Source organism: Rubellimicrobium thermophilum DSM 16684 (assembly GCF_000442315.1).
Taxonomy (GTDB): domain Bacteria; phylum Pseudomonadota; class Alphaproteobacteria; order Rhodobacterales; family Rhodobacteraceae; genus Rubellimicrobium; species Rubellimicrobium thermophilum.
Window position 1 is genome coordinate 152,479 of record NZ_KE557318.1, and the last position, 25,456, is coordinate 177,934.

The following is a 25,456-nucleotide window of genomic DNA, read 5'->3' on the forward strand; positions in this document are numbered from 1 at the left end:
CATGATGGCAGGCCTTCCTGCAGCGGGCGAGGAGCCTGCGGCAGGAAGGCTTCGCCTGGAGCTGAATCGCCTGGATCAGCAGGATGGCGCCTGCCGTCTGACCTTCGTGGCGGAGAACGGGATCTCCGCCATTGCCGGGCTGACTCTCGAAACGGTGATCTTCGATCGGGCCGGTCAGGTGGCCGCGCTCAATCTCTTCGATCTGGGGGAACTGCCGGCAGGACGGATGCGCGTGCGGCAGTTCGATGTCCCGGAGGTGGAATGCGGGACCATCGGGCAGGTTCTGGTGAATGGCGTGGCCGCCTGTGCGGGCGAGGGACTGACGGTGCCCGATTGCACCGCCGCCCTTGAGGTGACGACCACGGTCGAGGGCGTGGAGGTGATGCAATGACCGTCCTGCTGCAGATCCATGCCGGCCTTCTGGCCCTGCTTGATCTTGGCGGATGGGTCGTCGGCGTGATCCTGATGCTGTCGGTTCTTGCAGGGGCCGTGGTGCTGTTCAAGCTCGTGCAGTTCCATCTGGCCGGCGTGGGGCGTCACGCGGCGCTGGAGGACGCGCTGGCCGTCGCGGATGCCGGCCATCGGGCGCGTGCCCGGTCGCTGGCGGAATCGGCCCCCAGTCATCTGGGCCCGCTTCTCGCTCTGGCGCTGGGCAGCGATGCTTCGGCACGGGACAGGCTGTATACCCTGGCCGAAGCACGGCTGGCCCGGCTCGAAGGCGGGTTCCGCCTGCTCGATGCCGTGGCGCAGATTGCGCCGCTCCTCGGTCTGTTCGGCACGGTGCTGGGCATGATCGATGCCTTCCGCGCCATGCAGGAGGCAGGACAGAATGTAGACCCTTCCGTCCTGGCGGGCGGGATCTGGGTGGCGCTGATGACCACGGCGGCCGGCCTGGCCGTGGCCATGCCCGTCTCGGCCATCCTGTCCTGGCTGGAGGCCCGCATGGCAGCCGAGCGACGCATGGCCGAAACGGTGATCGAAGGCGCACTCGTCCCCCTTGCCGCCGCCCCGGCCCGCGCGGTGGATCCGCGGGAGGGGACCGATTCTGCAGCCGCCGTTCATGTCTAGACTGCAGTCCGTCCGGCGACGCCGTCCCCTGGGCCTGACATCGCTTATCGATGTCATCTTCCTGCTTCTGCTGTTTTTCATGCTGTCGTCCACCTTTACCCGCTTTGGCGACATGCCCTTTCTGGCTGCCGGGGGAGGGACAGGGGCCCCGGTCGCGGGATCGCCCCCTGCCTTCCTGCGGGTGCTGCCGGACCGCGTGATCCTCAACACGGCCGAGGTGACGCTCGCCGATCTGTCTGCCGCGCTCGGCCGGGTCGATGCCGAAACCGTACTGGTGAGCCCCGCCGAAGGTGTCACCGCCCAGCGGCTGGTGGATGTCCTCTTCGCAGCCCGGAAGGCCGAGGGCATCAACCTGCGACTGATCGGAGGCTGAGCGATGCGCCTGTCCCGATCGCCCCGCCGCCGTGCCGAGCCGACGATCGCGCTGATCAATGTCGTCTTCCTGATGCTGGTATTCTTTCTGGTGGCTGGCCGGATCGCCCGGCCCATCGAGGACGACCTTCGCCTGGTCCAGGCGGATCTAGCCGCCGCGCGGGTGCCGGATGATGCGCTGGTCCTGCGTGCGGATGGAAGCCTGCTGTGGCAGGGTCGCCCGGCGGATCCGGAAAGCGCCATCGCCGTGATGCCCGGCGAGGGGCCTCTGCGGCTCTTGCCTGACCGTGACCTGCCTGCACGGGATCTGATCGCGGTAGCCGCCCGCCTGCGGGAGCTGGCCGGTGATCGGGAGGTGCGGCTTGTGACCGAACGGGGGCTGACCCCATGAGCCGGGCCCGGATGCTGGCAGGCGGCGGGCTTGCCCTGACCCTTTCGGCGGCCCTGCATGCGGCCGGTTTGTCATGGGCCTATCGCCTGCCGGATCGGCCGATGATGGGTGGCGGCGGAGACGCGGCCCCGGCCGCGCTCGGCCATGCCTTTGCGGATTTCGCGGCGGGGGTGAGCGCGGTCCGCCCGGATGCCGCGGCCGCAGTCGATCCGCTCGACCGCTCCGCCCCACGGCCCGTTCCCGTGCAGCCGTCCCCCGTGCAGCCGGACTCTTCGCCGCCGGTTGCGCCAGCGGACATGCCGGCTGTCGAACCGGCCGGGGCTGCCCCGGCCGGGATCGCAGAGCCGATCGTCCCTCAACCGCCCGCCCTGCCGCAGATTGCTGCTGCCGATCTGGCGTCTCATGCGCGCCCGGATGATCCAGCAGCTCCGACAGAGCCCCCCCTGGCCACCTCTGCCCCGCCTGCAGCCAGGCCTGTCACACCGGACGAGACGATCTCTCCCGTGCCGGATGAGCTTCTGACCGGGGATGCAGCGATGGCAGAAGCGCCCGTCTCGAGCCTGCGTCCCGTGGCCCGGCCTTCGCCCGAGAGACGGGCCGCAGTGACCCGCAGCGATCCGCCAGCCCCGAGGACGCAGCAGCCTGCGACGCCGCCCGCCAGCCCCGGCAATGCCGAAGCCGATGCCCGCCGCGGAAGCCCCGACGGCAGCGAAACGGGGCAGGCTGCTGCAACGGGGAGCCCCTCTGCCACAGCGGCCGAGGCCGGCAATGCGGCCGCCACGAACTATCCGGGAGAGGTCCTGCGCCAGATCACCCGGTTGCGCCGCCCCCCGGCGCCAGCACGGGGGCGGGTGCTTGTGGTGTTCACCATCGCGCCTTCCGGAGCCCTGGCCTCTGTCAGCGTGGCCAGCTCCTCCGGCGCGCCTGAACTCGACCGCATCGCCCTGGAGCATGTCCAGAGGGCGGCTCCCTTCCCGCCCCCCCCGGCCGGGGCGCTGACGACCTTTTCCTTCGAATTCGTCGGCCGTCCCTGAGAGAGGGCGGGAGAGAAGATGCAGACAGCCGTGCCGCGTCCTCATGGCAGAGGCGGCTTGTGGGTCTTTCCTGTCAGCCGATGGCGAGACCCTTGTCGTCAAAGGCATGAATCCGCGCCGGGTCGAAGGCGAGGCCGACCGTATCGCCGGGGACGATCCGGTATCCGGCATCGGCCTCCACGATCATCTGGCCTGCGGCGCTGTCGAGATAGACGAAGCTTGTATTGCCCAGATGCTCGACCACGGTTGCCCGTGCATCGAGATGTCCCTCGCCCGGTCCCGTCAGCCGGAGATGCTCGGGCCGGATCCCCAGCTCCGTCGCACCCGGCGGGACAGCGGGAAGCCGCCCGCCCCCGGGTATCCTGCCTTCGGAATCCACCGGCACGAAGTTCATCCCCGGACTGCCGATGAAGCCGGCCACGAAGCGATTGGCCGGATGGTTGTAGAGCTCGAGCGGACTGCCGACCTGCTGGATGCGCCCCCGGTCAAGCACCACGATCCTGTCGGCCAGTGTCATCGCCTCGACCTGATCATGGGTCACATAGATCATGGTCGTGCCGATCTCGTTGTGCAGCTTGGCCAGCTCGATCCGCATCTGCACCCGCAGCAGCGCATCGAGATTGGACAGCGGTTCGTCGAAGAGGAAGACCTGCGGTTCGCGCACCAGCGCCCTGCCGATGGCAACACGCTGACGCTGTCCGCCCGACAGCTCGGCCGGGCGCCGGTCGAGCAGGTGATCCAGCTGGAGAAGCCGGGCCACACGTTCGGCCGCGGCACGCTGCTCTGCCCGCGGGCGCCCGGCCAGGGACAGCGAGAAGGCGATGTTCTGCGCCACCGTCAGATGCGGATAGAGGGCATAGGACTGAAAGACCATGGCCACGCCGCGGCTCTTGGGCTCGGCATGGGTCACGTCGCGGCTGCCGATGCGGACGCTTCCCCCGCTCACCCTCTCAAGTCCGGCAATCATCCGCAGCAGGGTGGACTTGCCGCAGCCCGAAGGCCCCAGCAGCGCGCAGAAGGATCCGTCCTCGACCGAAAGGCTCAGGTCGCGGATCACGTCCACCGCGCCAAAGCTCTTGGAGATGGAGGCCAGTTCGACGCTCGCCATGGCTTACCCCTTGATCCCGGTAGACAGCGCGATGGCCTGGGTGACCCTGCGCTGGAAGAGAAGATAGGCAAGAGCCACGGGCAGGCTGGCCAGGACTGCGCCGGCCAGGATGCGCCCGTAGGCAACGCCAAAGGCGTCCTGGACCGTGGCGATCCCCACGGTCACGGTCATCATCCGTTCATTGTTTGCGGCAAGGAAAGGCCACAGGAAACTGTTCCATGCCCCGATGAAGGTGATGATCGCCATCGCCGTCGTGACCCCCCAGTTCATCGGCAGGAAGAGCCGGAACAGCAGCTGGAACTCGCTGGCGCCGTCCATGACGGCCGCCTCGCGGTATTCGCGTGGCAGGCTGTCGAAGAATTGCTTGTAGACGATCACCGTGACCGGGGTGATGAGCATCGGCAGGATGATCCCCAGATGCGTGTTCAGAAGTCCCACGCCGGCGATGATGATGAAATGGTTCACGATCAGCGCCGGGACCGGGATCATGAAGGAAGCGAGGATGATCCACCACAGCAGCCGCCGCCCCGGAAAGCGCAGCTGCGAGATCGCATAACCCGCACAGGCCGAGACGAGAACCGCGATGACGGTGATCGCCACCGAGGTGATCGTGGAGTTCAGATACCAGACCGGCAGGTTCGAATTGGTGATGCCGAAGATGTAGCCCTGCAGGGTGGGGTTCGACGGCCAGGGGGAGAATTCCCGAACCGTGTCCGCATCGAAGCGCAGGCTTGTCACCAGCGCCCAGTAGATCGGCAGGAACCAGATTGCTGCGGCGATCAGCGTCAACAGCGTGAGAAGCACGCCAGCCAGGTCGATGCGACGGGTGGGATGTCCGGCGGACAGGGCGGTCATCGCGCACCCCTCATGCGCAGGAGCTGGAACTGCAGCACCGAGAAGATGGCCACGATGATGAAGAGCATCACGGCAACTGTCGCGGCATAGCCGCCCTGATTCCGCTGAAAGGCGGTTTCGTAGATGTATTGCACCATGACCATGGTGGAACGTGTCCGGCCGCCCTGAGCGAACAGGTAGACCTGATCGAAGATCTTGAGTTGAAGGATGAGCTGGATCGTCAGGCACAGCACGGTGACCGGCCAGATCAGTGGCCAGGTGATCCGTGTGAAAAGCTGCCAGCGCGTTGCGCCGTCAAGACTTGCCGCCTCGTAGAGATCGCGCGGGATGTTCCTCAGCCCGGCCAGAAACAGCAGGATGGAAAAACCGTTGGTCCACCAGATGGTGATCAGGGCGACCCCCGGCATGAACCAGGGCAGGGTCCGCCAGACATTGACGTTGCGGCCCGCCAGGGGTTCGATCACGCCCTGCAGCAGGCCGAAGCGCACATTCGTGAGCCAGTCCCAGATGACGTAGACGACGGTGACCGGCAGGATAAAGGGCAGAAAGAACAGCGCGAGCACCAGGCTCTGGAGCCAGCCTCTCAGCCGCGAGACCATGAGGGCGATCAGCAGCGCGACCGCCGTGCCGGGAACCACGGTCAGGATCACGAAATAGCTCGTGTTCCACAGGGCCGTGTGAAACACCGGATCGGCGAGAAGCGCCCTGTAGTTGTCGAGCCCGATCCAGTCCCCTTTCCCGATCAGGGGAGCATTGGTGAAGCTGATCGTCACCATCTGGATCGTGGGCCAGACGAACATCCAGCCATAGATCACGAGAAAAGGTGTGATCAGCACCAGGGCGGCGATCAGTTCCTTGCGTCGGTCGGTCAGCATGGGCTCCCCGGTCGGGTCTGGTCGGGTCGGGCCGGCCCCGGCACAGGGTGGGGCCGGCCATTGCGCAAGGGGTCAGAGCCTGTCCATCGCCGCCTTCATCTCGGCCACGGCGGTGGCGGCATCCACCTCGCCGTTCATGGCCGCGGTGAAGGCATTGCCGGCTTCCTCGAACAGGGCAGAGGCCACGCCTGCATGGATCGACTTCGGGTCGAAGACCATGTTGGCGATGAGCGAGGCATAGGTCGCCTGCGGCTCCATCGTCTGGTATTCCTCGGACTGAATGACGGCCAGGTTGGCAGGAATATGCCCCGCCGTGGCCCAGAACAGCGAATGTTCGGACATCCAGCGGATCACTTCGAGCACCGCCGCATGCTTTTCAGCGGTTGGCGGTTTGCCGACATTGTTGGGGATGGCGAAGGCATGGCTGTCGGCATAGGTGCAGGGCCGGTCGAAGAGCACAGGCAGCTCGATCGCGCCCCATTCGAAAAGCTCGCCCCGCGCAGCAAGATCGGTCATCGTGGGAACTTCCCAGACGCCGTTGATCATGAACGGCGCCGCCCCCGAGGTGAAGAGGGCCACCGTGGTCGGGTAATCGGTGTAGGAGGGATTGTAGCCGTTGGCGACCCAGTCGGCGATCACCTGCACCGCGTTTTCAAGCTTCTGCTGACTGTCGCCAGGGAACCAGTCGCCGTCGCCGCCGATGGTGCCGCCCTGCTGGCAGAGAAGGGAATAGATGGTGCGGAAGGCAAAGCCGCCATCGGCCGTCACCTGCGCGATGGCCCACTCTGCACCATTGTCCTTGAGCGTCTGCAGTGCGGCGTTGAAATTCTCGAGCCCGTCGAGCCCGGTTGGCAGCCCGTCCTCGCCGATGAGGCCCGCTGCCTCGAGCATGTCCTTGTTGTAGTAGAGGACGATGGGATGGGTGTCGAAGGGGATGGCATAGGTCGTGCCGTCCACGTTCACCGCTTCCCAGGTCGAGGGGGCGAAGCTGTCGGGTGACAGGCCCATCGCGGCAAGATCCTCCGGCGTGATCGGGGCCAGCGTGCCCTGACTGACCGCGAGGGGGATGCGGCTTGCGTGATAGGTCATGATGTCAGGGCCTTCCCCGACCGCCGCCGCTGTCTGGACCTTGGTATAGAACGGAATGCCCCAGTCGAGCGTGGTGGCATTGATCTGGATTTCGCCCGCATGTTCGGCGTTGAAGTCGCTGATGAGCTGCTTCATCCGCACCCCGTCGCCGCCACCCAGGAAATCCCACCATTCGACGATCTCCTGAGCCTGCACGCCGGGCGCCAGCAGCGCCGAAGACAGCAAGGCCGCCCGAAATGTTCTGGTCATCCGATCCTCCCTTTGCCCGGGGGCCTTGTGCGCCCCTCGACCCGTTCTTTCCGGATCCGGCCCGGCATTCCCGGAGCGCCCCCGTCGCGAGGACGCGGATCCGACAGGGGAAATCCTATGGAAGACACGACTTGTGTCAACAAGAATGTAGATACATATCGGTGTCCATGATTATTGAAGATCATAGAGCCATGCTGGAAGGCGAATGCCCATGCTCCTGCGCGCTGGAACAATTTCCAATTTGGGCAGGAGGGGTCGCTTGATGGCATCCGTGATGCCGGACTAGACTGGATGTGTTCCATGGAGGCTGATACGGTATCATGGGTCGCAACTTTCTCATCGTCGATCCCGAAGAAGGTCTCGGCGTTCTCAAGGCTCTTGCCTCTCCGGCGCGGATTCAGGCCCTGAAGCTTCTGCGCCGGGAGGGGCCGCTGAACGTCAACGAGATCGCCCAGCGCCTGTCCCTGCCGCAATCCACGGTCTCGGCCAACATTCAGCTTCTGGAGGAGGCCGGCCTCATCCGGACCGAGACGCAGCGCGCCCGCAAGGGCAACCAGAAGCTCTGCCACAGTCAGTTCGACGAGATTCTGGTCCTGCTCAAGGATCAGGATGCGGCGGCTGCCGATGCCAATACCATCGAGGTGGCCATGCCGCTCGGCCTCTACACCTCCTGCGAGGTAACGGCGCCCTGCGGCCTCTGCTCCACGCAGGGCATCGTGGGGCTTCTCGATGTGCCGGACAGCTTTCTGGATCCCGGCCGCATGGATGCGGCTCTCATCTGGTTCACCCGGGGCTATGTTGAGTATCAGTTTCCGAACAATATCAAGTTGATGAAGGGGAGCCTGCGCTCGCTCGAGTTCTCCATGGAGCTCTGTTCGGAAGTGCCGGGGACGAGCCCCAACTGGCCCTCGGACATCACTGTCTCGGTCAACCGGGTCGATATCGGCACATGGACAAGCCCGGGCGATTTCGGCGACCAGCGCGGCGTCTATACGCCCGACTGGTGGAAGCTGAAGGGCAGCCAGTATGGCAAGCTCAAGACCTGGCGGGTGACACCCGAAGGCACCTTCGTGGATGGCGTGAAGATCTCGCCCGTCTCCCTCAAGGATCTCGACCTCGACAGGCATCGCTCGATCCGCCTGCGCATCGCGGTGCGCGAGGATGCGCGCCATCCCGGTGGCGTCAACATCTTCGGACGCGGCTTTGGCAACTATGACCAGGACATCGTGATGCGGATCACGACCTCCGGCTAGGCCGGGGCGGGGATTCTTCTTGACGACCTTTCCCTGTAGTCAGATATACATCGTATTTGCTGATACGGATTCCGGGCCGCCGGGTCCTGCGCAGAAGGGAGGGCAACATGAAGGCGACCGTCACGGCGCACCGGGATTTCACCATCGCCGCCATCGACGAGCGGATCTATTCCGCGTTCCTCGAGCATCTGGGCCGGGCGGTCTATACCGGTATCCATGAACCAGATCATCCGACGGCTGATGCCAACGGCATGCGCGGCGACGTGGCCGAGCTGGTGCGCGAGCTCGACATCCCCTTCGTGCGCTATCCCGGCGGCAATTTCGTCTCCGCCTACAATTGGGAGGACGGGATCGGTCCGGTGGAGCAGCGCCCGGTGCGGCTCGACCTCGCCTGGCACACCTCCGAATCGAACCGCGTCGGCATCCACGAATTCATGGCCTGGTGCGACACGGTGAACACCCGGCCGATGCTCGCCATCAATCTCGGTTCCCGCGGGCTCGATCAGGCGCGGAACTTCGTCGAATATGTCAACGGACCCCTGGGCAGCTACTGGGGCGACCTGCGCAAGAAGAATGGCCGGGCCGAGCCCTGGAATTGCCGCCTGTGGTGCCTCGGCAACGAGATGGACGGGCCCTGGCAGATCGGCCACAAGACGGCCGAGGAATACGGACGGCTCGCCAACGAGACGGCCAAGGCCCTGCGGGCCTTCGACAAGGGGCTGGAACTGGTCGTCTGCGGCTCCTCCAATTCGGACATGAAGACCTATCCGGAATGGGAGCGCATCGTCCTCGAACATACCTACGAGGCGGTCGATCACATCAGCCTGCACATGTATTTCGCCAACCGCGACGGCGACACGCAGACCTATCTTTCGCTCAATCACAAGCTCGACCGCTACATCGCGACCGTCGCCGCAGCGATCCGTCTGGTGAAGGCGAACAAGAGGTCGAAGCGCGATGTCCATATCAGCTTTGATGAATGGAATGTCTGGTATCATTCCAATGCCGAGGATCGGGCCGTGCTCGAGGGGAATGCCGGATGGCCCCATGCGCCGCGGCTGCTCGAGGACATCTACATCTTCGAGGATGTGCTTCAGGTCGGGTGTATCCTCAACACCTTCATCCGGCGGTCGGATGTGGTGAAGATCGCCTGCATCGCGCAGCTGGTGAATGTCATTGCCCCGATCATGACCGAGCCGGGCGGGCCGGCCTGGCGGCAAACGATCTACTATCCCTACTACTTCGCTTCCCGCCATGGGCGGGGAACGGCGCTCAATCTGTCGGTCAGCTGTCCCGGCTACGACAGCATTCATGACGACAATGTGCCCTGGCTTGATATCGCCGGGGTCCATGACGAGGCGGCCCGCACCCTCACCTTCTTTGCCATCAATCGGCACGCGGCCGAATCCTTGCAGACCGAGATCGCCCTGCAAGGCTTCGGCGCGGCCCGTGTGACCGAACACAAGGTGATGACGCATGAGAATCTGCGCGCGCGGAATACGCTGGCCGATCCTGATGCCGTCGTTCCGCGCGACGGGGCCGGCGCAAGAGTCGCCGATGGACTGCTGACGGTGACGCTTCCGCCGCATTCCTGGCAGATGATCCGCGTCACGCTGGCCTGACATGACCAGATGGCAGCCAGTTCCCTTCAGGGATGTGCGCTTCACCGGGCGCTTCTGGTCCGAGCGGCTCGAGACCGTGCTCACCCGCACGATCCCAAGCCAGTACGAGAAGCTCGGCGAAAGTGGCATTCTCGAGTCCCTCGAGCTGAAGGATCCGCCGCCGCCCCTGCGCATTCCCCGCTGGCCGAACGGACACACGCATCAGGTCTTCTGGGACAGCGACATCGGCAAATGGATCGAGGCCGCCTCCTATGCGCTGCACCATCGCCGCGATCCGCTGATCGAAGCCCGGATCGAGGCGATCGTGGACCGCTTCGAGGCGGCACAACTGCCGGACGGCTATGTCAACTTCTGGTATCTGGGGCGAGAGCCGCATCTGCGCTGGACCAACCTGCGCGACCGGCATGAACTCTACAATGCCGGCCACCTTCTCGAAGGTGCCATCGCCTATTTCCAGGCGACGGGCCGGCGGCGCTTCCTTGCGGTGATGGAGCGCTTCGTCGACCATATCCGCAGCACCTTCGGCCGTGGCGAGGGGCAGAAGCGTGGATATCCCGGGCATCAGGAAATCGAGATCGCCCTGATGCGCCTCTACCGGCTGACCGGGGATCGTCGGCATCTCGAGCTTGCGCTCTACTTCATCGACGAGCGCGGGCGACAGCCGCATTACTATGACGAGGAGGCGCGTGCCCGGGGCGAGGACCCGGCCGCCTATCACCAGAAGACCTATGAGTATCAGCAGGCCCATCTCCCGGTTCGCGAGCAGACCAAGGTTGTGGGTCATGCGGTGCGCGCGATGTACATGTATGCCGCCATGGCGGATCTCGCGGCCGAAACGGGAGATGAGGATCTGCGCCGCACCTGCGAGCGGCTCTGGCAGGATGCCACCCTGCGGCGGATGTATGTGACAGGGGGGTTCGGGTCCTCGGCCGGAAACGAGGGATTTACCGCCGATTACGACCTGCCCAACGACACCGCCTATGCCGAGACCTGCGCCTCGGTCGCCTTCGTGTTCTGGGCGCACCGGATGCTGCATCTCGATCTCGAGGGTCGATATGCCGACCTCATGGAGCGCGCGCTCTACAACGGTGCGCTGTCGGGCCTGTCATGGGATGGCACCCATTACTTCTACGAGAACAAGCTCGAATCGGACGGCAGCCATCGGCGCTGGCCCTGGCACCCCTGCCCTTGCTGCACGATGAATGTGGCGCGTCTTGTCGCTTCGGTCGGCGGCTATTTCTGCTCGGTCGCCCCTGATGGCCTGGCCTTCCACCTCTACGGCGGCGCGACGGTGGAGACGACCATCGGCGGGCAGGGTCTGCGGGTGGAGGAGCGCTCGGACTATCCCTGGGACGGGCGGATCGTCCTGACCGTCACGCCGGCAGTCCCGCTACGGATGGCCCTGCGGCTGCGCATCCCCGGTTGGTGCAGGGGCGCCGCAGCGGCGGTGAACGGGGAGGTGATCGATGTCGATGCGCGGACCGAGCGCGGCTATCTGGTGCTCGATCGGCTCTGGTCCCCGGGCGACCGGGTGATGCTGGACCTGCCGATGCCGCCCGGGCGGATCTGGGCTCATCCGCTGGTCCGGGCGGATCGCGGCCGTGTGGCGCTGCAACGCGGACCGCTCATCTATTGCCTCGAGGCCGCCGATCATCCGGTGCCGGTCGCCGATCTGCGGTTGCCCCGCAGCGCTGCCCTTGCGGCAGTGCCGCGCGCCGATCTCTTTGGCGGGATCGTGACCCTGGCGACGACGGCGCGGGCCATCCGGACGGATGACAGGGAGGATCTGTATCGCTCCGACCCGCCGTCCGAGATCGAGGCGCCTCTGGTCGCGATCCCGTATTTCCTTTGGGGGAATCGCGATGCGGGGGCCATGGCGGTCTGGCTGCCCGAGACATGAGGCGGCGCGTCCGGACGCCTCGGTTGCGGCGGTTCCGGGGGACGGGGGGCAGGGGCGGGGGGCAGGGGCGGGGGGCAGTCATCGGCAGCCCGTTCGGGCGCGCGGATGACCCCATGCGGCGAAGGGGCTTATTCCCCTGATGAAGCAGGCGCACCGAAAGAGGAAGATCCTGCGCCTCTCTTCGGGCCGATGCCGCGAGCGGGACGGGAAAGCCTCTTCCCCTGCGGACTTTGCAGCAAGGGCACTGCTTTCGCCTTGTCATCCCCCCTCATCCTCCCTAGACACGGCGGCGGAGACGTGGCCGAGTGGTCGAAGGCGCACCCCTGCTAAGGGTGTAGACGGGAAACCGTCTCGTGGGTTCGAATCCCATCGTCTCCGCCACTTTTTGAACAAAAATCTGATTATAATGGCTTTTTCTCAAGCCAGTCCCCGGAACATCCCCCATTGCGACCGGGATTCATCCGGACGTTCAGGGACTCCGAACACGGACTCCGAAGCGGCGGCGGATGCCGAACAGGCTGGGCACCGCCGCGGAGCGCCTCGACAGGCGGCCGCGACCCGCGGAGAGGAGCATGCAGCCACAGCCGCTGCGTACCCCGATCTTCCCTCTGCCACTAGGCATCACCTGAGCTGAATGCATCGCTGGGGATTCTCCGATTGTTCGGTTCTGATTCGAGCTGCCTGGCCGGGGGGGGGAGGCCGGCAGGCAGGTCGAGAGCTTTGTCGGTCGATCTTCGGGAGCGGGTTCTGGTGGCGGTGGCGGCGGGCGCAACGCACCGCCAGGCGGCGGCACGGTTCGGGGTCAGCGCAGCCAGCGTCAGCCGGTGGCGGAGGCGCAAGCGGGAGCAAGGGGATGTCCGGCCGAAGGCGCTTGGCGGCGACCGGCGATCGAAGCGGATCGAGGCCGTGAAGGGGCTGATCCTGTCGCTGCGCGAGGAGACGCCCGACATGACGCGTGACGAGATGCGCCAGGCCCTTGCCGAGCGCGGCCATGCGTTCGGCTTCGGCACCGTCCAGCGCTTCTTCAAGCGGCACCGCATGACGCGCAAAAAAAGACTGCCCACGCGGCCGGGCAGCAGCGCCCCGACATCCTGAAGCAGCGTCCGGCCTGGTGCGACGATCAGCCCGACCTCGATCCCGGGCATCTCGTCTTCATCGACAAGACTGGGCCTCCACCAACATGGCACGGCGCCACGGATGGGCCCCGCGCGGCGAGCGCCTGCGCGTTGGCATCCCCCACGGGCACTGGAAGACCACCCCCTTCGTGGCGGGCCTCACGCTGCGCGGCATGATCGCGCCCCTCGTGCTCGACGGCCCGATCAACCGCATCGCCTTCGAGACCGATGTCGAGAAGGTGCTCAGTCCCGAACTGCGTCCCGGCGACATCGTCGTGCCGGACAACCTGTCAAGCCACAAGGGGCCGAAGATGCGCGCGATGATCGGGGCGGCAGGCGCCAGCCTGCTTGACCTGCCGCCCTGCTCACCGGACGTCAACCCTATCGAGAACGCCTCCGCCAAGCTCAGGGCCCTCCTCAGAAAGGCCGCCAAGCGCACCGTCGATGGCCTCCGGACCGCCATCGGCCGCCTCCTCGACACCTTCACCCCGCAGGAATGCGCCAACTGCTCCGCCGCCGCCGGATACGATGCAACGTGATCGCTTGCGCAGCTAAGGGCCTGTTAGAGAACTCTTGCATGCTGGACTGAGTTAGGTTGGCATGGAGATACTGGATGACGTGGAGTGGGGGCGGCTGAAGGGGGCGCTGGATGCGGCCCGGTCTGGGACAGGGCGTCCGATGGGCGATGAGCGCCGTGTGATCGAGTCCGTGATCTGGCGGCAGAGGAACGGCGCCAAGTGGCGCTCGCTGCCGTCCGAGTTCGGACCTTGGTGGAAGGCGGCGCAGATGCACATCCGCTGGTCGCGGTCGCGCGTGTGGGAACGGGCCTTCGAGCATCTGCGCGAGGCGGGGCGGCCCGATCTGGGCGAGGTGTTCCTGGACGGCATCTCGGTGCGGGCTCACCACAAGGCGGCGGGCGCAAAAGGGGGGGGGCTGAGGCACGCCCTAGGCCGATCCCGCGGCGGCTTCGGGACCAAGGCCTTGGGCGTGGCTGACGCGAAAAGACGGGCCGTGCTGTTCCTGCTGCTGCCCGGCCAGGCGAGCGAGGTGCGGGCCGGGCCGGCCGTCTTGGAGCTACTGTGCCCCTTGGGGCCCATCGGTCGCGTCGTCTGCGACCGTGGATATTCTTCCGACCCTGGCGCGACGCCATCCGCGCCGTCGGAGCCATCCCTTGCGTGCCCGGCCAGCCCACCTATCCCCGGCCCCACCGCACGACCGCGCCGCCTACTGCAGACGCCACCGCGTCGAGAACCTCTGGGCACGCCTCAAGGAAACCCGCGCCATCGCCACCCGATATGACAAAACCGCAGCCAGCTTCCTTGGTAGGCTGCATCTCGCCGCCGCCTGGACTGGTTGTCTAACTGAGCCTAGAGGAATACCGCACCCCCGCCGCCCGAATCCCATGACTGCCGGGAAGGACCCGAGGCAGGCAGCAGACACACGAACGCGCCCGGCGGGCACCGGGCGCCGTCGCCGATGGAAAGTGGCCGCGATCAGGACGCCGCGCCGGGGTTCCGGACCCAGGACCGCCAGTCCACCCAGCCCGCGCCGAAGTCGAGCCGGGCGCGCACCTCGATCCCGTCCACCTCGAAGCCCGCCCGCGTCTCGACCTGAAGGCGCGCTGGCCTTCGAGAAATAGGCAAACTCCAGCCCGTCATGCATCGCGGGATCTGCCACCAGATACCAAGCGTTCGCGTCGCTAAAGCGCGGTTCCACCACCACCTGCAGGCGCCCCGCGAAGGGGTTGGCGTTCGCGGGCGCGGCCGCGGTGATCTGGGCCACAAGCTGTTCGGCCTGCGTCTCCCGCGCCGGGCCGACGACCAGGAAGGTCGGGGCCGCACCGATCACGGCGCCTTGCGGCCCGCGCTGGGCCCGCATCAGCGCCCGGGCGTCGCCCACCGCATCAACCGTGATCGGCGTGCCCGTTGCAACAAGGTTGCCGTGATCGGCGTGGAAGACGGGCCGCCCGTCGCTCAGGGTCGGGTTGGCCTCGATCAGGCCAGCCGCAGCGAGGCTTCGAGGTCCACGGCGGCATGGGCGAACATCCGCGGCAGCCGGTCGAAGGCCCCGAGGCCATCGTTGACCAGCGCCTGACGGGTGATCGCGACGATCTTGCCATAGGTCTGCACGCGGTAGGCCTCGGCGGCCTCGACAACGGCGCGTAGCGGAATTCCGCGCCCTCGGCGACCCGCTCGAGCCGCGGCCCCTCGCCCAGGGCGATCACCTGCTTGTCGCGGAAGTCCCGCGCCGAGGCCTCGCGCGCACCGCGCGCAGGGCGGGCGGGGCAGCCTCGTAAAGCCGACGCAGGTTTCGTGTCAGGGCGTTACCGAGGGTCAGGGGGAAGTCGCCCGTCGAATGCGCCCCGCCCAGCGCGCGGGCGATCAGGTGATCGGGCGAGAGCCCCGCGTCTGCACACATCGAAACTCGAGCACCGACCGCGCCATTTCGGGCAGGGACAGATGCGCGAAGGCCCGCGCGGGCGGAGAGAGCTCATGCGTCGGGTCGAGCCGAGCATAGATGGCTTCGCCCGCCGCCTCGGCCAGAAAGGCGGGATCATCGAAGCTGCGATGCCCGCCGCCCGCCAGCACAACTTGGTTGAGCGGTCCCTAACAAGCTCAAGCACTTCAGAAAGATCGCCACACGCTACCAAAAGACCGCCCACAATGACCTTGTCGCTGCCCGCATCGCCTCCGTACGACTCTGGATGCGGCATCCGAGTCCGCAGCCTAGTCGGCGGGTGGCGGGACGATCCGTGCCAGGATTTCCTCGATCAGCATCAGGGCCGAGACCGCGCCGGGGTCGGGATGACCCACCGCCCTGGCGCCGAGTCGTTCGGCCCGGCCCAGTGTCGCGGTCATCGCGCGGGTCGCCTCGGCGCCTTCGGTCGCGGTGCGCAGCACCTCGGCCGCGGTCGCACCGCCAATGACAGCCTCGGCGGCCGGGTGCCAGGTGTCGAGCATGGTCTTCTGTCCCGGCACCGCCTTGCCGCGATGGGCGATCCCGTCGCGGATCGCCGGTATGATGGACAGAACCTGCGCTTGCGGCACGCTGGTCACGGGGCCAAGCGCCTTGCCCGCGCGCAGAAACCCCGTGGCGTAAAGCGGCCCTGACGAAGCGCCGACGGCGTTCAGAAACCCCTTTGCCGCGGCGTTGCAGATGTCCTGCAGCGTGCCCTCGGTCTCGGCGGCGGCCTTGGCGGCGGCGGCCATGCCCTGCTCCATGGCGATGCCGTGATCGCCGTCGCCGATCGCGCCGTCCAGCGCACAAAGGTGGTCGCGCTCGGTCGCCATCCGGGCTGCGAAGGCGGCGAAAAGGGTTTTCAGATCGTCGGTGGTGAACATGGATCAGCCCTGGCGGAACATGGCGCAGTCGCAAGGGTGGTCGATCAGGCGGGTCAGCTCGTCATCGAGATGCATCAGCGTGATCGAGGCCCCCGCCATGTCCAGCGACGTGCAGTAGGGGCCGACCAGCACCTTGTGGACGGAAAGCCCCGCCTGCGCCAGACGCGCGGCGACGCGAGCGTGAAGGATGTAAAGCTCCATCAGCGGTGTCGCCCCCAGCGAGTTGACAAGCACCGCGACTCGGTCCCCACGCGACGCGCCCATCTCGGCCAGAAGCGCGTCCATGATCTCGTCCGTCACCTCGTCCGCCGGGCGCAGGGGGCCGCGGCGGACGCCGGGTTCGCCATGGATGCCCATGCCGATCTCCATTTCGCCCGGCGGCAGGTCGAAGCTGGGCCGCCGGGTCTGCGGCAGCGAGCAAGAGGACAGCGCGACGCCCATCGTGAAGGTGCGCGCATTGGCGTGGCGGGCGATGCGTTCGACTTCGTCCAGAGGCAGCATCAGATCGGCGGCGGCGCCTGCGGCTTTGAAGATGAACACGTTCCCGGCCACACCCCGGCGCTTCTCACGGACGGGGGACGAGGCGATGTCGTCGGTGGTCAGGACGGTGCGGGCCTCGATGCCCTCCATCTCCAGCAGTTCCGCGGCCATGTCGAAATTCATCACGTCGCCGGCATAGTTGCCATACATGAACAGCACCCCGGCCCCGCCATTCGCGGCCAGCGCCGCATCGACGGCGGGTTGCGGCGGGGGCGAGGCAAAGACATTGCCGATGGCGGCGGCATCGGCCAGCCCCTTGCCGACAAAGCCCAGAAAGGTCGGCTCATGTCCTGAGCCGCCGCCGATGACAAGGGCAACCTTGCCGGGGCGGGGGCCATGGCGGGCGATGACCGCCCGCGGCGCATGTTCGGGCCGCCAGAGATGTTGCGGATGGGCGGCAAGGATGCCCGCAAGCATCTCGTCAACCGCCAGGTTGCCGTCATTGATCAGTTTTTGGGTCTGCATTCCGGCCTCCCTTGTGCACCAGTCTAGCGACAGGGCGGACGGACGTCAGTAGTGTTTTGCCATCGCCTCGACCGGAAGCGGGCGGATGCGGCTGGCGTGTCCGGCAGTCCCGAAGGCCTCGAACCGGGCCTCGCAGACCTTCTGCATCAGGGCCATCGCGGCCTTGAGATACTTGCGGGGATCGAACTCGCCCGGCTCTTCGGCCAGCGTTCGGCGAATCCCTGCGGTCATCGCCAGACGGTTGTCGGTGTCGATGTTGATCTTGCGCACGCCGGAGCGAATGCCGCGCTGGATCTCCTCGACCGGGACGCCCCATGTGGGACGGATGTCGCCGCCGTAGCTGTTGATGATCGCCTGAAGATCCTCGGGCACCGAGGAGGAACCATGCATGACCAGATGCGTGTTCGGCAGGCGGCGGTGGATTTCCTCGATCACATGCATGGCCAGGATGGCGCCGTCGGGCTTGCGGGTGAACTTGTAGGCGCCATGACTGGTGCCCATGGCAACGGCCAGCGCATCGACCCCGGTTTCGGACACGAACCGCTCGGCCTCGGCCGGGTCGGTCAGCAGCTGGTCGTGCGACAGCTTTTCGGTCGCGCCGTGGCCGTCCTCCTGGTCGCCCATGCCGGTCTCCAGACTGCCCAGCACGCCCAGTTCACCTTCGACCGACACACCGCAGGCATGGGCCATCTGCACCACCCGGGCGGTGATGTCGCGATTATAGGCATAATCAGCGGGGGTCTTGCCGTCCTCGCGCAGCGAGCCGTCCATCATCACGCTGGTAAAGCCGTTCTGGATCGCCGTGGCGCAGGTGGCCAGGTTGTTGCCGTGGTCCAGATGCATGCAGACCGGGATTTCGGGATACATCTCGCAAAGCCCGTCAATCAGGCGCGCCAGCACCCGGTCGCCGGCATAGGCCCGCGCCCCGCGGCTGGCTTGCAGGATCACTGGCGCGTCGCAGGCCTTGGCGGCGGCCATGATCGCAAGGCCCTGTTCCATGTTCGAGATGTTGAAGGCCGGTACGCCGTAGGAATGTTCGGCAGCGTGGTCCAGAAGCTGGCGAAGCGTGATGCGGGCCATAGGGTTCCCTATTGCGAAAGGTAGCGGGCGATGGTGGCGACTTCGTCCTTGCAACCGAAGGCCAGGGGCGTGTTCTCGTGATGGGTGGCGGGCAAGCGGTCGAGGATCGTGGCCAGCCCGTCGGTCGCCGCCCCCCCGGCCTGTTCGATCAGGAAGGCGATGGGGCAGGCCTCGTAGATCGTGCGCAGGCGGCCGTTCTGATAGCCCTCGCGCCGGTCGGCGGGGTAAATGAAGCAGCCGCCCAGCAGCAGGATGCGGTGCAGCTCGCCCACCGCGGCGGCGAGCCAGCGCATGTTGAAGTCGCGCCCTCTCGGGCCTTCCTTGCCAAGCCGAAGGTCGCGCGCCCAAGCCTGCAGGCCGGGATGCCAGTGCCTTTCGTTCGATGCGTTCCAGGCGATAGTTTTGGCCTTTTCGGGCAAGCGCAGGTTTTCGTGGGTCAGCCGGAAGCGACCCGTCGAGGGTTCCAGCGTGGCGATATGGGTGCCCTGACCGATGGAAAAGCCAAAATCGCAGGAATGGCCGAAAGAGGCATAACCGGCGGCCACGATACTGCGGCCGGTGCGCAGAAAGCCTTCGGGTGCGGCGGGCAGGACGGTGAACAGAAGGCCCAGCGGCGAGCCGATGCCGATGGAACCCGAGCCGTCGATCGGGTCGATCGCCACATCGAAGGCACCACCGGGGTTGAGGGTGATGACCGCCTCGGCCTCCTCGGACAGCACGCGGCCGACGCCCGCCGCGCGCAAGGCGGCAAGCATGTGCTCATGCGCGCCCACATCCAGCGCCTTCTGTTTGTCGCCCGAGTCGTTCACGCCCACGATGGCCGTGGGGTCGCCGCAGATGCGCCCCTCGGCCAGCCTTGCAGCAAGTTGTGGCACCGCCCGGGCGACGGCAAGGACGATGCCGCCCGCGCCGTCGCCGGGCAAATATTCCTCTAGCAGCGTGCCGGTCGGCGCGCCGTCGTTCGGCAAGCGCAGCATGGGAAGCTCTCAGGCCTTGTTGTATTTGGCGTCCACCGCGTCGATGGCGGCCACATTGCCAGCGGATTTTCCGGCGGTGTCGAAGTTCATCGTCTGGGCCAGCCAGGCGTCGGCGATCGCCTTGGCCAGTTCCGGGCCGATGACCCGTGCGCCCATGGTGATGATCTGGGCATTGTTCGACAGCGCCGCGCGTTCGGCGGAATAGGTGTCATGGGTCAGCGCGGCGCGAATGCCCGGCACCTTATTGGCCGCGATGCAGACGCCGATGCCGGTGCCGCAAACCAGGATCGCGCGGTCATACTTGCCGGCCTTTACCTCGTTCGCCACCCGCTCCGACAGGTTGGCATAGAACGGATCCAGCGCATCGCCGATGCGGCTGACCTCGGTCACGTCGTGCTTGCCCTTCAGATGCTCGGCCAGGATTTTGGCCAGTCCTTCACCCGCAGAATCGCCCCCGATTGCCAGTTTCATAGTCATTCCCTCACAGTTTGGCGGCGCAGCGGCCGAGAATGTCGAGATAGACCGCGACATCCCAGGCCGAGCGGCCGATGAAAAGCCCGTCGATATGCGGGCAAGAGATGAGTTCCGCGCAGTTCTGCGGATTGACCGAACCGCCGTAGAGGCAGGGGATGCGGCGTCCCAGCACGTCCGTTGCCACCGCGATGATCTCGGCCTGACGCGCATCGGCATAATCGCTGGTCGCCGGGATTCCGTTCACGCCGATGGCCCAGACAGGTTCATAGGCCAGAAGGATTTGCGCCTGCTTCTGCGTCCCGGTCAGCTTCGACAGCGCGCCCCTGACCTGGGTTTCCAGCACCTCGGCCGCCCGGCCTGCCTGCCGTTCCTCCAGCGTTTCGCCGATGCAGATCAGCGGGATCAGCCCGTGGCGGACTGCGGCTTCGGTTTTCAGGCCCACGGTTTCGTCGGTCTCGCCGAAATGCTCGCGCCGTTCGGAATGGCCAAGTTCCACGATGTCCAGCCCGCAGTCTGTCAGCATCACGGGGCTGATCTCGCCCGTCCAGGCGCCCGCGTCGGCCCAATGCATGTTCTGCGCCCCAACCTTGACCCGCGTGCCAGCCAGCATCGCCTTGACCTCGCGGACGGCGGTAAAGGGGGGGATGACAAAGGGCTGGATGCGCGGGTCGAAGGTCGCGGCCAAAAGCCCGTCGGCAAAGGCGCGGGCCTCGGCCAAGGTCTTGTTCATCTTCCAGCTTGTGCCGATCCAATGCGTCATGTGTCGTCCCTTGCGATGGTAAGCCTGATGCCCGCCCGGTCCATTGCGGCGCGGTCTTCCGGCGCGGGGGCGGCATCGGTGATGATGGCGTCGAATTCGGTCAGGTCGGCCAGAACATGCAGGGCGGACCGGCCGAAACGCTTGTGATTGATCAGAAGGCAGGACTGGGCGGCGGCATTCATCATCGCGCGCTTGGTGCGCACCACCTCGTCATCCATATGGAAGGCACGGCAACCCGCGACCGCAGGGGTCGAGATAAAGGCAAGATCCGCACGCAGCCGCGACAGCGCGCCTTCGGTCACCACGCCGAAAAATGCGTTGTATTTCGGGCGAAAAATGCCGCCAAGCGCGATGAGCGTGATGCCGGGTTCGTTCCGCAGCACGTCCATCACGGCGCCGTTGTTGGTAATCACCGTTAGGGGCCGCTTTTCGACCAGCGTCGAGCCCAGCAGTGCCGCCATCGACCCGTCGTTGACCAGCACGGTCATGCCGGGCTCCACTAGTTCCGCCGCCGCGCGGGCCATCCGCGCCTTGGCCTCGGCGTCCTGCATGGCACGGATGCGGAAGTCGCTTTCGAACTGGGTGCCGGATTCCACCGTCGCCCCGCCGCGAATCTTGCGCAACAGGCCTGCGGCCTCCAGGTGGTCCAGGTCGCGGTGAATCGTCATCTTTGAGACCGAGAAGCGGTCTGCCAGGTCGTCAAGGTCCACGGCGCGAGCCGTGACCAGAAGATCCATGATCGCTTGCCTGCGCTCCTCGCGCTTCACGATTCCCTCCGTTCTTGGCGCTGAGATAACACAAATCGGCCTCATTGCAACATATTTTTGTGATTTTGTGATCTCGTAATGTGATTTTTATTGAGATGTAACAGAAACTGCGTTATTTGCGGCACGAACATCGAAGGACGATCATGACGGAGGCCCCGCAAATCGCCGTCAAGGCGGCGCTCGATCCGCAGAACTTCGTGTTGGCAACTGCCTCCGGGCGCTGGCCATCGACGCGGTCGAGGCGGCGAAATCCGGCCACCCGGGCGCGCCGACGGGCATGGCGGATGCGGCGGCGGTGCTGTTTTCGCGCCATCTGAAGTTCGACGCGGCAAACCCCGACTGGCCCGACCGCGACCGTTTCGTGCTGTCGAACGGCCACGCCTCGATGCTGCTTTACGCGCTGCTGCACCTGACCGGGTACGAGGACATGACGCTCGAGCAGCTGCGGAATTTCCGCCAGTGGGGCGCGATCACGGCAGGTCATCCCGAATACGGCCATGCCAAGGGGGTCGAGACGACGACCGGCCCGCTGGGGCAAGGGCTGGCGACGGCGGTCGGCATGGCGCTGGCCGAACGGCGCCTGGCGGCCGAATTCGGGGCGGATATCGTGGATCACCACACCTATGTCTTTCTGGGCGATGGCTGCCTGCAGGAAGGCATCGGGCAAGAGGCGATCAGCCTGGCCGGGCATCTGGGGCTGGGCAAGCTGATCGTGCTTTACGACGATAACGCCATTACCATCGACGGGCCGACCTCGGTCAGCTTTTCCGAGGATGTGCCGGCACGGTTCCGGGCCTGCGGCTGGCATGTGCAGTCCTGCGACGGGCACGACGGCCGCGCGCTGGACGCGGCGATCGCGGCGGCAAAGGCGGAAACCGGGAAACCCTCGCTGATCGCGATGAAAACGGTGATCGGCTTCGGCTCTCCGAACAAGGCGGGAACATATGCGGTGCATGGCGCGCCCCTGGGCCCCGAGGAGGCGGCGGCGACCAAGGCGGCGCTGGGATGGACGTCGGCGCCGTTCGAGATCCCGGCAGAGCTTCTGGCCGAATGGCGCCGGATCGGCGCGCGCGGGGCCGAGGTGCGCAAGGACTGGCAGGCGCGGCTTGCCGCCCATCCCGCGCGGGACGAATTCCTGCGCCGCCTGTCGGGCGAGCTGCCGAAGGGCTACGATGCCGCCCTGGCCGAGGCGCGCGCGGCGCTTTTCGCCGCGCCGAAAAAGGCCGCGACGCGCAAGGCCAGCCAGATGGCGCTAGAGGCGCTGACCGCGGCAGTGCCCGAGATGATCGGCGGGTCGGCCGACCTGACCGGGTCGAACCTGACCAGGGTCAAGGCGGTGGACAGCCAGTTCACGCGTGAGGCTCCGGGCCGCTACATCGGCTATGGCGTGCGCGAATTCGGCATGGCAGCGGCGATGAACGGACTTTCGCTGCATGGCGGGTTCATCCCCTATGGCGGGACATTCCTCGTATTCAGCGACTATTGCCGCAACGCGATCCGCCTTTCGGCGCTGATGGGGGTGGGGACGATCTATGTGATGACGCATGACTCGATCGGTCTGGGCGAGGACGGACCCACGCACCAGCCCATCGAACACCTGGCGTCCTTGCGCGCGATCCCCGGCCTGACCGTGCTGCGCCCAGCCGATACGGTGGAAACGCTCGAGGCCTGGGACATCGCGATCCGTAACCGCAAGCGGCCGACATTGCTGGCCCTGTCGCGGCAGGACGTGCCGCAGCTGCGGCTGGAGGCAAGTGACGAGAACCTGACCGCGAAGGGAGCTTACATCATCCGCCGGTTCAAGGCCGACCGCGACGTGACGCTGATCGCCACCGGGACCGAGGTGGCACTGGCCATCGAGGCGGCCCAGGCGCTGGAGGCGGAAGGCTATGGCGTGGCGGTGGTTTCGATGCCGGCCTGGGATCTGTTCGACGCGCAACCGCAAGCCTATCGCGACGAAGTGCTGGGAACGGCGCCCCGCATCGCCATCGAGGCGGCGGGCAAGTTCGGCTGGACGCGCTATGTCGCAAGCGAAGCGGACGTGATCGGGATGCCGGGCTTTGGCGCTTCGGCCCCGGCCGAGCGGCTGTATCAGGAATTCGGCATCACAAAGGCCGCGATCATCGCCCGGGCAAAGGCGCTGGTGGACTGACCGACGCTCGCCCCCTTCGGGCACCCGCGCGAAAGCGCCGAGGCAAGCCCGAAGGGGGGGACGGGGACAGTTCCGATCAGGCCAGAAGGGCGCGGGCCGTCGCCTCGTCGGTGATAAGGCCGGTCAGCCACGCGCTTTCCAGGACGGCGCGAATGGCGGCGACCTTGCCCTTGCCTCCGGCGATGGCGACCGTGCGCGCACTGCGCGAACTATCCGGGCCGACCGCCAGAAGCCGCGCGCTCAGCGCCGTCACCAGCACCCGACCGCGCGCATCGAAGAAATTGCCCAGCATCTCGCCCACCCCGCCGGCACGGGTGATTTCGGCGATCTCGGCGGGCAGGATCATGCCAGAAGATACCAGCTGCGCGCTTTCGTCTGCGGTGCCGATGCCGACGACCTTCAACGCGGCGCTGCGCGACATGTCGAAGATTTCCTGCACGCCGGGCTGGGCCAGCAGCACCATGCGGTCCTCGGCGGAATTGGCAAAGAAAGGCACCGGCAGCACGAAGGCCTGTGCGCCGGTCTTGGCAGCCAGGCTGTGCATGACGTCATGCGGGTTGGCGGCATAGTGCCGGGTAAGGCCACCAAGAAGCGAGACGAAGCGCACCGACCCGGCGTTGAAGCGCGGCATGGCGTCGATGGCGGCCGCCAGCGTCCGGCCATGGCCAAGACCGATCGTGCCATGGCCGCCATGCTCGATCTCGCGCCGCAGGAAATTCGCGCCGGCCACGCCAAGGGCGCGCAGCGGCAGGCCCTCTTCCCCGAGGTCGGGCGCCACGACGGCCTGATCCAGGCCGAAACGGCGGCAAAGCGCGTCCTCAAGTATCACGCATTCGACCATCGGCCCATCGACGGAGACCTTGACCAGTCCCGCATCGACCGCCCGCGCGATCAGCCGGTGCGCCTTGACCGAGGGCAGGCCCAGCCGTTTCGCCACCGCCGCCTGCGTCAGTCCGCCGACGAAATGCAGCCAGGCCGCGCGGACGGCCAGGCTGATTTCGGGGTCGGTCTCGATGGGGCTGGGCATTGCGGTTCTTCAGATGTGCAGGTCTTGAACCCCGCTGTCGATATGCGGCGCCCAGAAGGCCACGCTTTCGGCGATCTGCGCAATGACCTGGCGGTCGTTCGGCTCGCGTTCCTTGAAGGACAGTTCCAGGCAGATTTCATTGTCGACCGCGCCACCTTCGGCAAAGGCGCGCAGCAATGGTTCGGGCTGGATGCTTCCCTTGGCGTTGAAGGCGGCGGTAAAGGGCCGGTGGCCGGACTTGTCCATCATCGATTGCTTGATGTGGATGATGGGGGAAACCCTCGGCACCGCCCGCGCCCAGGCATAGGGATCGGTGTCGTCAGGATTGGGGCTGGTCACGTCGCCATGGTCGATATCGGCCATCATCCACATCGGCACAGCCATATTGGCAGCGGTCAGCCGGTCCTGCAGGGCCATGCAGGCGGCGATGGTCTCGCCGAATTCGCGGCCCACGCTCATCGGTTCCCAAAAGACATAGGACAGGCCCGCCGCCTTGGCATGTTCGGCGACCTCGGCCCAGCAGTCGATGGCCGTCTGTATCAGCGCCTCGCGGCGCACGGGGTCGTCGAAATCCTTGTAGGTGAAGATGGCGAATTGGGTGCCGACCGACTGCCCGCCAAGTTCGGCGATGATGTCGGCGAAGGTCTTGAACCAGTCCACATAATACCGCCGCACGTCGCGGTCCGGGTGGCCGAAGTGGTTCAGCCGCCCATAGGGTCCGGTCATGCCCGAGGTGACGCGCACCCCCGTCCGGCGCAGCGCCGCGCCCATCTGGCGGGTCAGCCGGCGGATCACCGGGGCGGGCCAGGACGGGTTGATGAATTCATGCGTCAGTTGCAGGTCACGGATGCGCAGGTCGCGCGCGACGGTGTCGATCAGGTCGTCTGGCTCGGCAAAGCGGTTGACCAGCGGGTTGGTGTTCAGTGACAGGGTCAGGGCCAT

Annotated in this window: 25 protein-coding genes, 1 tRNA gene and 3 pseudogenes; 12 read left to right on the forward strand and 17 right to left on the reverse strand. The window is 66.3% G+C overall.

Annotation, left to right across the window (positions count from 1 at the left end):
• The first annotated feature begins 1 nt into the window (after position 1).
• The 5 genes from RUTHE_RS00705 to RUTHE_RS00725 are packed head-to-tail and all read left to right on the forward strand — an operon-like array spanning position 2 to position 2,865.
• On the forward strand, positions 2–391 hold the full coding sequence (locus tag RUTHE_RS00705) for a hypothetical protein (protein WP_245542167.1): 390 nt from the start codon (positions 2–4) through the stop codon (positions 389–391).
• Positions 388–1,068: a MotA/TolQ/ExbB proton channel family protein gene (locus tag RUTHE_RS00710; RefSeq protein WP_021096299.1), complete on the forward strand. Its 681-nt coding sequence runs from the start codon at positions 388–390 to the stop codon at positions 1,066–1,068. The genes RUTHE_RS00705 and RUTHE_RS00710 overlap by 4 nt, the downstream gene beginning before the upstream one ends.
• The gene (locus tag RUTHE_RS00715) at positions 1,061–1,441 is read left to right on the forward strand and encodes an ExbD/TolR family protein (RefSeq protein ID WP_021096300.1); all 381 of its coding nucleotides are present in this window, start codon (positions 1,061–1,063) and stop codon (positions 1,439–1,441) included. The genes RUTHE_RS00710 and RUTHE_RS00715 overlap by 8 nt, the downstream gene beginning before the upstream one ends.
• A 3-nt stretch (positions 1,442–1,444) precedes the next feature.
• Positions 1,445–1,831 (forward strand): ExbD/TolR family protein, encoded by a 387-nt coding sequence (locus RUTHE_RS00720; RefSeq protein WP_021096301.1) that lies wholly within the window; start codon positions 1,445–1,447, stop codon positions 1,829–1,831.
• The gene (locus RUTHE_RS00725) at positions 1,828–2,865 is read left to right on the forward strand and encodes a TonB family protein (RefSeq protein WP_021096302.1); all 1,038 of its coding nucleotides are present in this window, start codon (positions 1,828–1,830) and stop codon (positions 2,863–2,865) included. Before RUTHE_RS00720 ends, RUTHE_RS00725 begins: the two co-directional genes overlap by 4 nt.
• Before the next feature lie 73 nt (positions 2,866–2,938).
• Here the strand turns inward: RUTHE_RS00725 and RUTHE_RS00730 are convergent, their stop codons facing one another.
• From RUTHE_RS00730 to RUTHE_RS00745, 4 genes are all read right to left on the reverse strand, one after another.
• Positions 2,939–3,973, reverse strand: a complete 1,035-nt coding sequence (locus RUTHE_RS00730; RefSeq protein ID WP_021096303.1) for an ABC transporter ATP-binding protein — start codon at positions 3,971–3,973, stop codon at positions 2,939–2,941.
• Positions 3,974–3,976: 3 nt separating this feature from the next.
• Positions 3,977–4,828, reverse strand: coding sequence for a carbohydrate ABC transporter permease (locus tag RUTHE_RS00735; protein WP_021096304.1), 852 nt, complete (start codon positions 4,826–4,828; stop codon positions 3,977–3,979).
• A complete protein-coding gene (locus RUTHE_RS00740; RefSeq protein WP_021096305.1) occupies positions 4,825–5,703 on the reverse strand; it encodes a carbohydrate ABC transporter permease in 879 nt (292 codons plus the stop codon). Before RUTHE_RS00740 ends, RUTHE_RS00735 begins: the two co-directional genes overlap by 4 nt.
• Before the next feature lie 72 nt (positions 5,704–5,775).
• Positions 5,776–7,041 carry an extracellular solute-binding protein gene (locus RUTHE_RS00745; RefSeq protein WP_021096306.1) on the reverse strand — a complete coding sequence of 422 codons (1,266 nt, stop codon included), beginning with the start codon at positions 7,039–7,041 and terminating at the stop codon, positions 5,776–5,778.
• A gap of 320 nt (positions 7,042–7,361) precedes the next feature.
• Between RUTHE_RS00745 and RUTHE_RS00750 the strand changes: the two genes are divergently transcribed.
• The 6 genes and pseudogenes from RUTHE_RS00750 to RUTHE_RS15750 all read left to right on the forward strand — a co-directional run bounded on the left by RUTHE_RS00750 (position 7,362) and on the right by RUTHE_RS15750 (position 14,296).
• On the forward strand, positions 7,362–8,294 hold the full coding sequence (locus tag RUTHE_RS00750; protein WP_021096307.1) for an ArsR/SmtB family transcription factor: 933 nt from the start codon (positions 7,362–7,364) through the stop codon (positions 8,292–8,294).
• 107 nt (positions 8,295–8,401) lie between these two features.
• Entirely contained in the window at positions 8,402–9,916 is a 1,515-nt protein-coding gene (gene arfA / locus RUTHE_RS00755; protein ID WP_021096308.1) for an arabinosylfuranosidase ArfA, read from the forward strand.
• A gap of 1 nt (position 9,917) precedes the next feature.
• Positions 9,918–11,816: a glycoside hydrolase family 127 protein gene (locus RUTHE_RS00760; protein WP_021096309.1), complete on the forward strand. Its 1,899-nt coding sequence runs from the start codon at positions 9,918–9,920 to the stop codon at positions 11,814–11,816.
• Positions 11,817–12,107: 291 nt separating this feature from the next.
• A tRNA-Ser gene (locus tag RUTHE_RS00765) sits at positions 12,108–12,197 on the forward strand.
• A 300-nt stretch (positions 12,198–12,497) separates the two neighbouring features.
• Positions 12,498–13,470 (forward strand): annotated as a pseudogene (locus RUTHE_RS15745) (IS630 family transposase).
• Positions 13,471–13,537: 67 nt separating this feature from the next.
• A pseudogene (locus tag RUTHE_RS15750) lies at positions 13,538–14,296 on the forward strand (IS5 family transposase).
• A 128-nt stretch (positions 14,297–14,424) separates the two neighbouring features.
• Here RUTHE_RS15750 and RUTHE_RS17240 read toward each other — a convergent pair.
• The 11 genes and pseudogenes from RUTHE_RS17240 to RUTHE_RS00820 form a co-directional block, all read right to left on the reverse strand.
• Positions 14,425–14,589, reverse strand: coding sequence for a hypothetical protein (locus RUTHE_RS17240; RefSeq protein ID WP_245542173.1), 165 nt, complete (start codon positions 14,587–14,589; stop codon positions 14,425–14,427).
• Positions 14,534–14,929 (reverse strand): annotated as a pseudogene (locus RUTHE_RS18510) (phage major capsid protein); the annotation flags it as partial. The gene RUTHE_RS17240 and the pseudogene RUTHE_RS18510, both read right to left, overlap by 56 nt.
• On the reverse strand, positions 14,926–15,219 hold the full coding sequence (locus RUTHE_RS18790; RefSeq protein ID WP_483826384.1) for a phage major capsid protein: 294 nt from the start codon (positions 15,217–15,219) through the stop codon (positions 14,926–14,928). The gene RUTHE_RS18790 and the pseudogene RUTHE_RS18510, both read right to left, overlap by 4 nt.
• Positions 15,220–15,312: 93 nt before the next feature.
• Positions 15,313–15,519: a hypothetical protein gene (locus RUTHE_RS15200; protein ID WP_051150348.1), complete on the reverse strand. Its 207-nt coding sequence runs from the start codon at positions 15,517–15,519 to the stop codon at positions 15,313–15,315.
• A gap of 138 nt (positions 15,520–15,657) precedes the next feature.
• Positions 15,658–16,272: a dihydroxyacetone kinase subunit DhaL gene (dhaL, locus tag RUTHE_RS00790; protein ID WP_021096315.1), complete on the reverse strand. Its 615-nt coding sequence runs from the start codon at positions 16,270–16,272 to the stop codon at positions 15,658–15,660.
• 3 nt (positions 16,273–16,275) lie between these two features.
• Positions 16,276–17,277, reverse strand: a complete 1,002-nt coding sequence (locus RUTHE_RS00795) for a dihydroxyacetone kinase subunit DhaK (RefSeq protein ID WP_021096316.1) — start codon at positions 17,275–17,277, stop codon at positions 16,276–16,278.
• A gap of 45 nt (positions 17,278–17,322) precedes the next feature.
• Entirely contained in the window at positions 17,323–18,357 is a 1,035-nt protein-coding gene (gene fba, locus RUTHE_RS00800) for a class II fructose-bisphosphate aldolase (RefSeq protein ID WP_021096317.1), read from the reverse strand.
• Between the two features lie 8 nt (positions 18,358–18,365).
• Positions 18,366–19,334 carry a class 1 fructose-bisphosphatase gene (locus RUTHE_RS00805; RefSeq protein WP_021096318.1) on the reverse strand — a complete coding sequence of 323 codons (969 nt, stop codon included), beginning with the start codon at positions 19,332–19,334 and terminating at the stop codon, positions 18,366–18,368.
• Positions 19,335–19,343: 9 nt separating this feature from the next.
• The gene (derI, locus tag RUTHE_RS00810; RefSeq protein ID WP_021096319.1) at positions 19,344–19,805 is read right to left on the reverse strand and encodes a D-erythrulose-4-phosphate isomerase; all 462 of its coding nucleotides are present in this window, start codon (positions 19,803–19,805) and stop codon (positions 19,344–19,346) included.
• 10 nt (positions 19,806–19,815) lie between these two features.
• Positions 19,816–20,568 carry a triose-phosphate isomerase gene (locus tag RUTHE_RS00815; protein WP_021096320.1) on the reverse strand — a complete coding sequence of 251 codons (753 nt, stop codon included), beginning with the start codon at positions 20,566–20,568 and terminating at the stop codon, positions 19,816–19,818.
• Positions 20,565–21,335, reverse strand: coding sequence for a DeoR/GlpR family DNA-binding transcription regulator (locus tag RUTHE_RS00820; protein ID WP_021096321.1), 771 nt, complete (start codon positions 21,333–21,335; stop codon positions 20,565–20,567). The genes RUTHE_RS00815 and RUTHE_RS00820 overlap by 4 nt, the downstream gene beginning before the upstream one ends.
• A 220-nt stretch (positions 21,336–21,555) precedes the next feature.
• On the opposite strand from RUTHE_RS00820, the gene tkt reads away from it, so the two are divergent.
• A complete protein-coding gene (gene tkt / locus RUTHE_RS00825) occupies positions 21,556–23,487 on the forward strand; it encodes a transketolase (RefSeq protein WP_051150349.1) in 1,932 nt (643 codons plus the stop codon).
• 76 nt (positions 23,488–23,563) lie between these two features.
• Here the strand turns inward: tkt and RUTHE_RS00830 are convergent, their stop codons facing one another.
• Together RUTHE_RS00830 and RUTHE_RS00835 are read right to left on the reverse strand one after the other, a co-directional pair.
• Complete coding sequence (locus RUTHE_RS00830) at positions 23,564–24,514, reverse strand: sugar-binding transcriptional regulator (RefSeq protein WP_021096323.1); 951 nt, start codon at positions 24,512–24,514, stop codon at positions 23,564–23,566.
• Positions 24,515–24,523: 9 nt separating this feature from the next.
• Positions 24,524–25,456, reverse strand: a complete 933-nt coding sequence (locus RUTHE_RS00835; protein ID WP_021096324.1) for a sugar phosphate isomerase/epimerase family protein — start codon at positions 25,454–25,456, stop codon at positions 24,524–24,526.

Bases quoted from the DNA above. Each gene is read 5' to 3' on its own strand.
- RUTHE_RS00705 (WP_245542167.1), top strand. From the start codon at position 2: ATGATGGCAGGCCTTCCTGCAGCGGGCGAGGAGCCTGCGGCAGGAAGG.
- RUTHE_RS00710 (WP_021096299.1), top strand. From the start codon at position 388: ATGACCGTCCTGCTGCAGATCCATGCCGGCCTTCTGGCCCTGCTTGAT.
- RUTHE_RS00715 (WP_021096300.1), top strand. From the start codon at position 1,061: ATGTCTAGACTGCAGTCCGTCCGGCGACGCCGTCCCCTGGGCCTGACA.
- RUTHE_RS00720 (WP_021096301.1), top strand. From the start codon at position 1,445: ATGCGCCTGTCCCGATCGCCCCGCCGCCGTGCCGAGCCGACGATCGCG.
- RUTHE_RS00725 (WP_021096302.1), top strand. From the start codon at position 1,828: ATGAGCCGGGCCCGGATGCTGGCAGGCGGCGGGCTTGCCCTGACCCTT.
- RUTHE_RS00730 (WP_021096303.1), bottom strand. From the start codon at position 3,973: ATGGCGAGCGTCGAACTGGCCTCCATCTCCAAGAGCTTTGGCGCGGTG.
- RUTHE_RS00735 (WP_021096304.1), bottom strand. From the start codon at position 4,828: ATGACCGCCCTGTCCGCCGGACATCCCACCCGTCGCATCGACCTGGCT.
- RUTHE_RS00740 (WP_021096305.1), bottom strand. From the start codon at position 5,703: ATGCTGACCGACCGACGCAAGGAACTGATCGCCGCCCTGGTGCTGATC.
- RUTHE_RS00745 (WP_021096306.1), bottom strand. From the start codon at position 7,041: ATGACCAGAACATTTCGGGCGGCCTTGCTGTCTTCGGCGCTGCTGGCG.
- RUTHE_RS00750 (WP_021096307.1), top strand. From the start codon at position 7,362: ATGGGTCGCAACTTTCTCATCGTCGATCCCGAAGAAGGTCTCGGCGTT.
- arfA (WP_021096308.1), top strand. From the start codon at position 8,402: ATGAAGGCGACCGTCACGGCGCACCGGGATTTCACCATCGCCGCCATC.
- RUTHE_RS00760 (WP_021096309.1), top strand. From the start codon at position 9,918: ATGACCAGATGGCAGCCAGTTCCCTTCAGGGATGTGCGCTTCACCGGG.
- RUTHE_RS17240 (WP_245542173.1), bottom strand. From the start codon at position 14,589: ATGACGGGCTGGAGTTTGCCTATTTCTCGAAGGCCAGCGCGCCTTCAG.
- dhaL (WP_021096315.1), bottom strand. From the start codon at position 16,272: ATGTTCACCACCGACGATCTGAAAACCCTTTTCGCCGCCTTCGCAGCC.
- RUTHE_RS00795 (WP_021096316.1), bottom strand. From the start codon at position 17,277: ATGCAGACCCAAAAACTGATCAATGACGGCAACCTGGCGGTTGACGAG.
- fba (WP_021096317.1), bottom strand. From the start codon at position 18,357: ATGGCCCGCATCACGCTTCGCCAGCTTCTGGACCACGCTGCCGAACAT.
- RUTHE_RS00805 (WP_021096318.1), bottom strand. From the start codon at position 19,334: ATGCTGCGCTTGCCGAACGACGGCGCGCCGACCGGCACGCTGCTAGAG.
- derI (WP_021096319.1), bottom strand. From the start codon at position 19,805: ATGAAACTGGCAATCGGGGGCGATTCTGCGGGTGAAGGACTGGCCAAA.
- RUTHE_RS00815 (WP_021096320.1), bottom strand. From the start codon at position 20,568: ATGACGCATTGGATCGGCACAAGCTGGAAGATGAACAAGACCTTGGCC.
- RUTHE_RS00830 (WP_021096323.1), bottom strand. From the start codon at position 24,514: ATGCCCAGCCCCATCGAGACCGACCCCGAAATCAGCCTGGCCGTCCGC.
- RUTHE_RS00835 (WP_021096324.1), bottom strand. From the start codon at position 25,456: ATGGCCCTGACCCTGTCACTGAACACCAACCCGCTGGTCAACCGCTTT.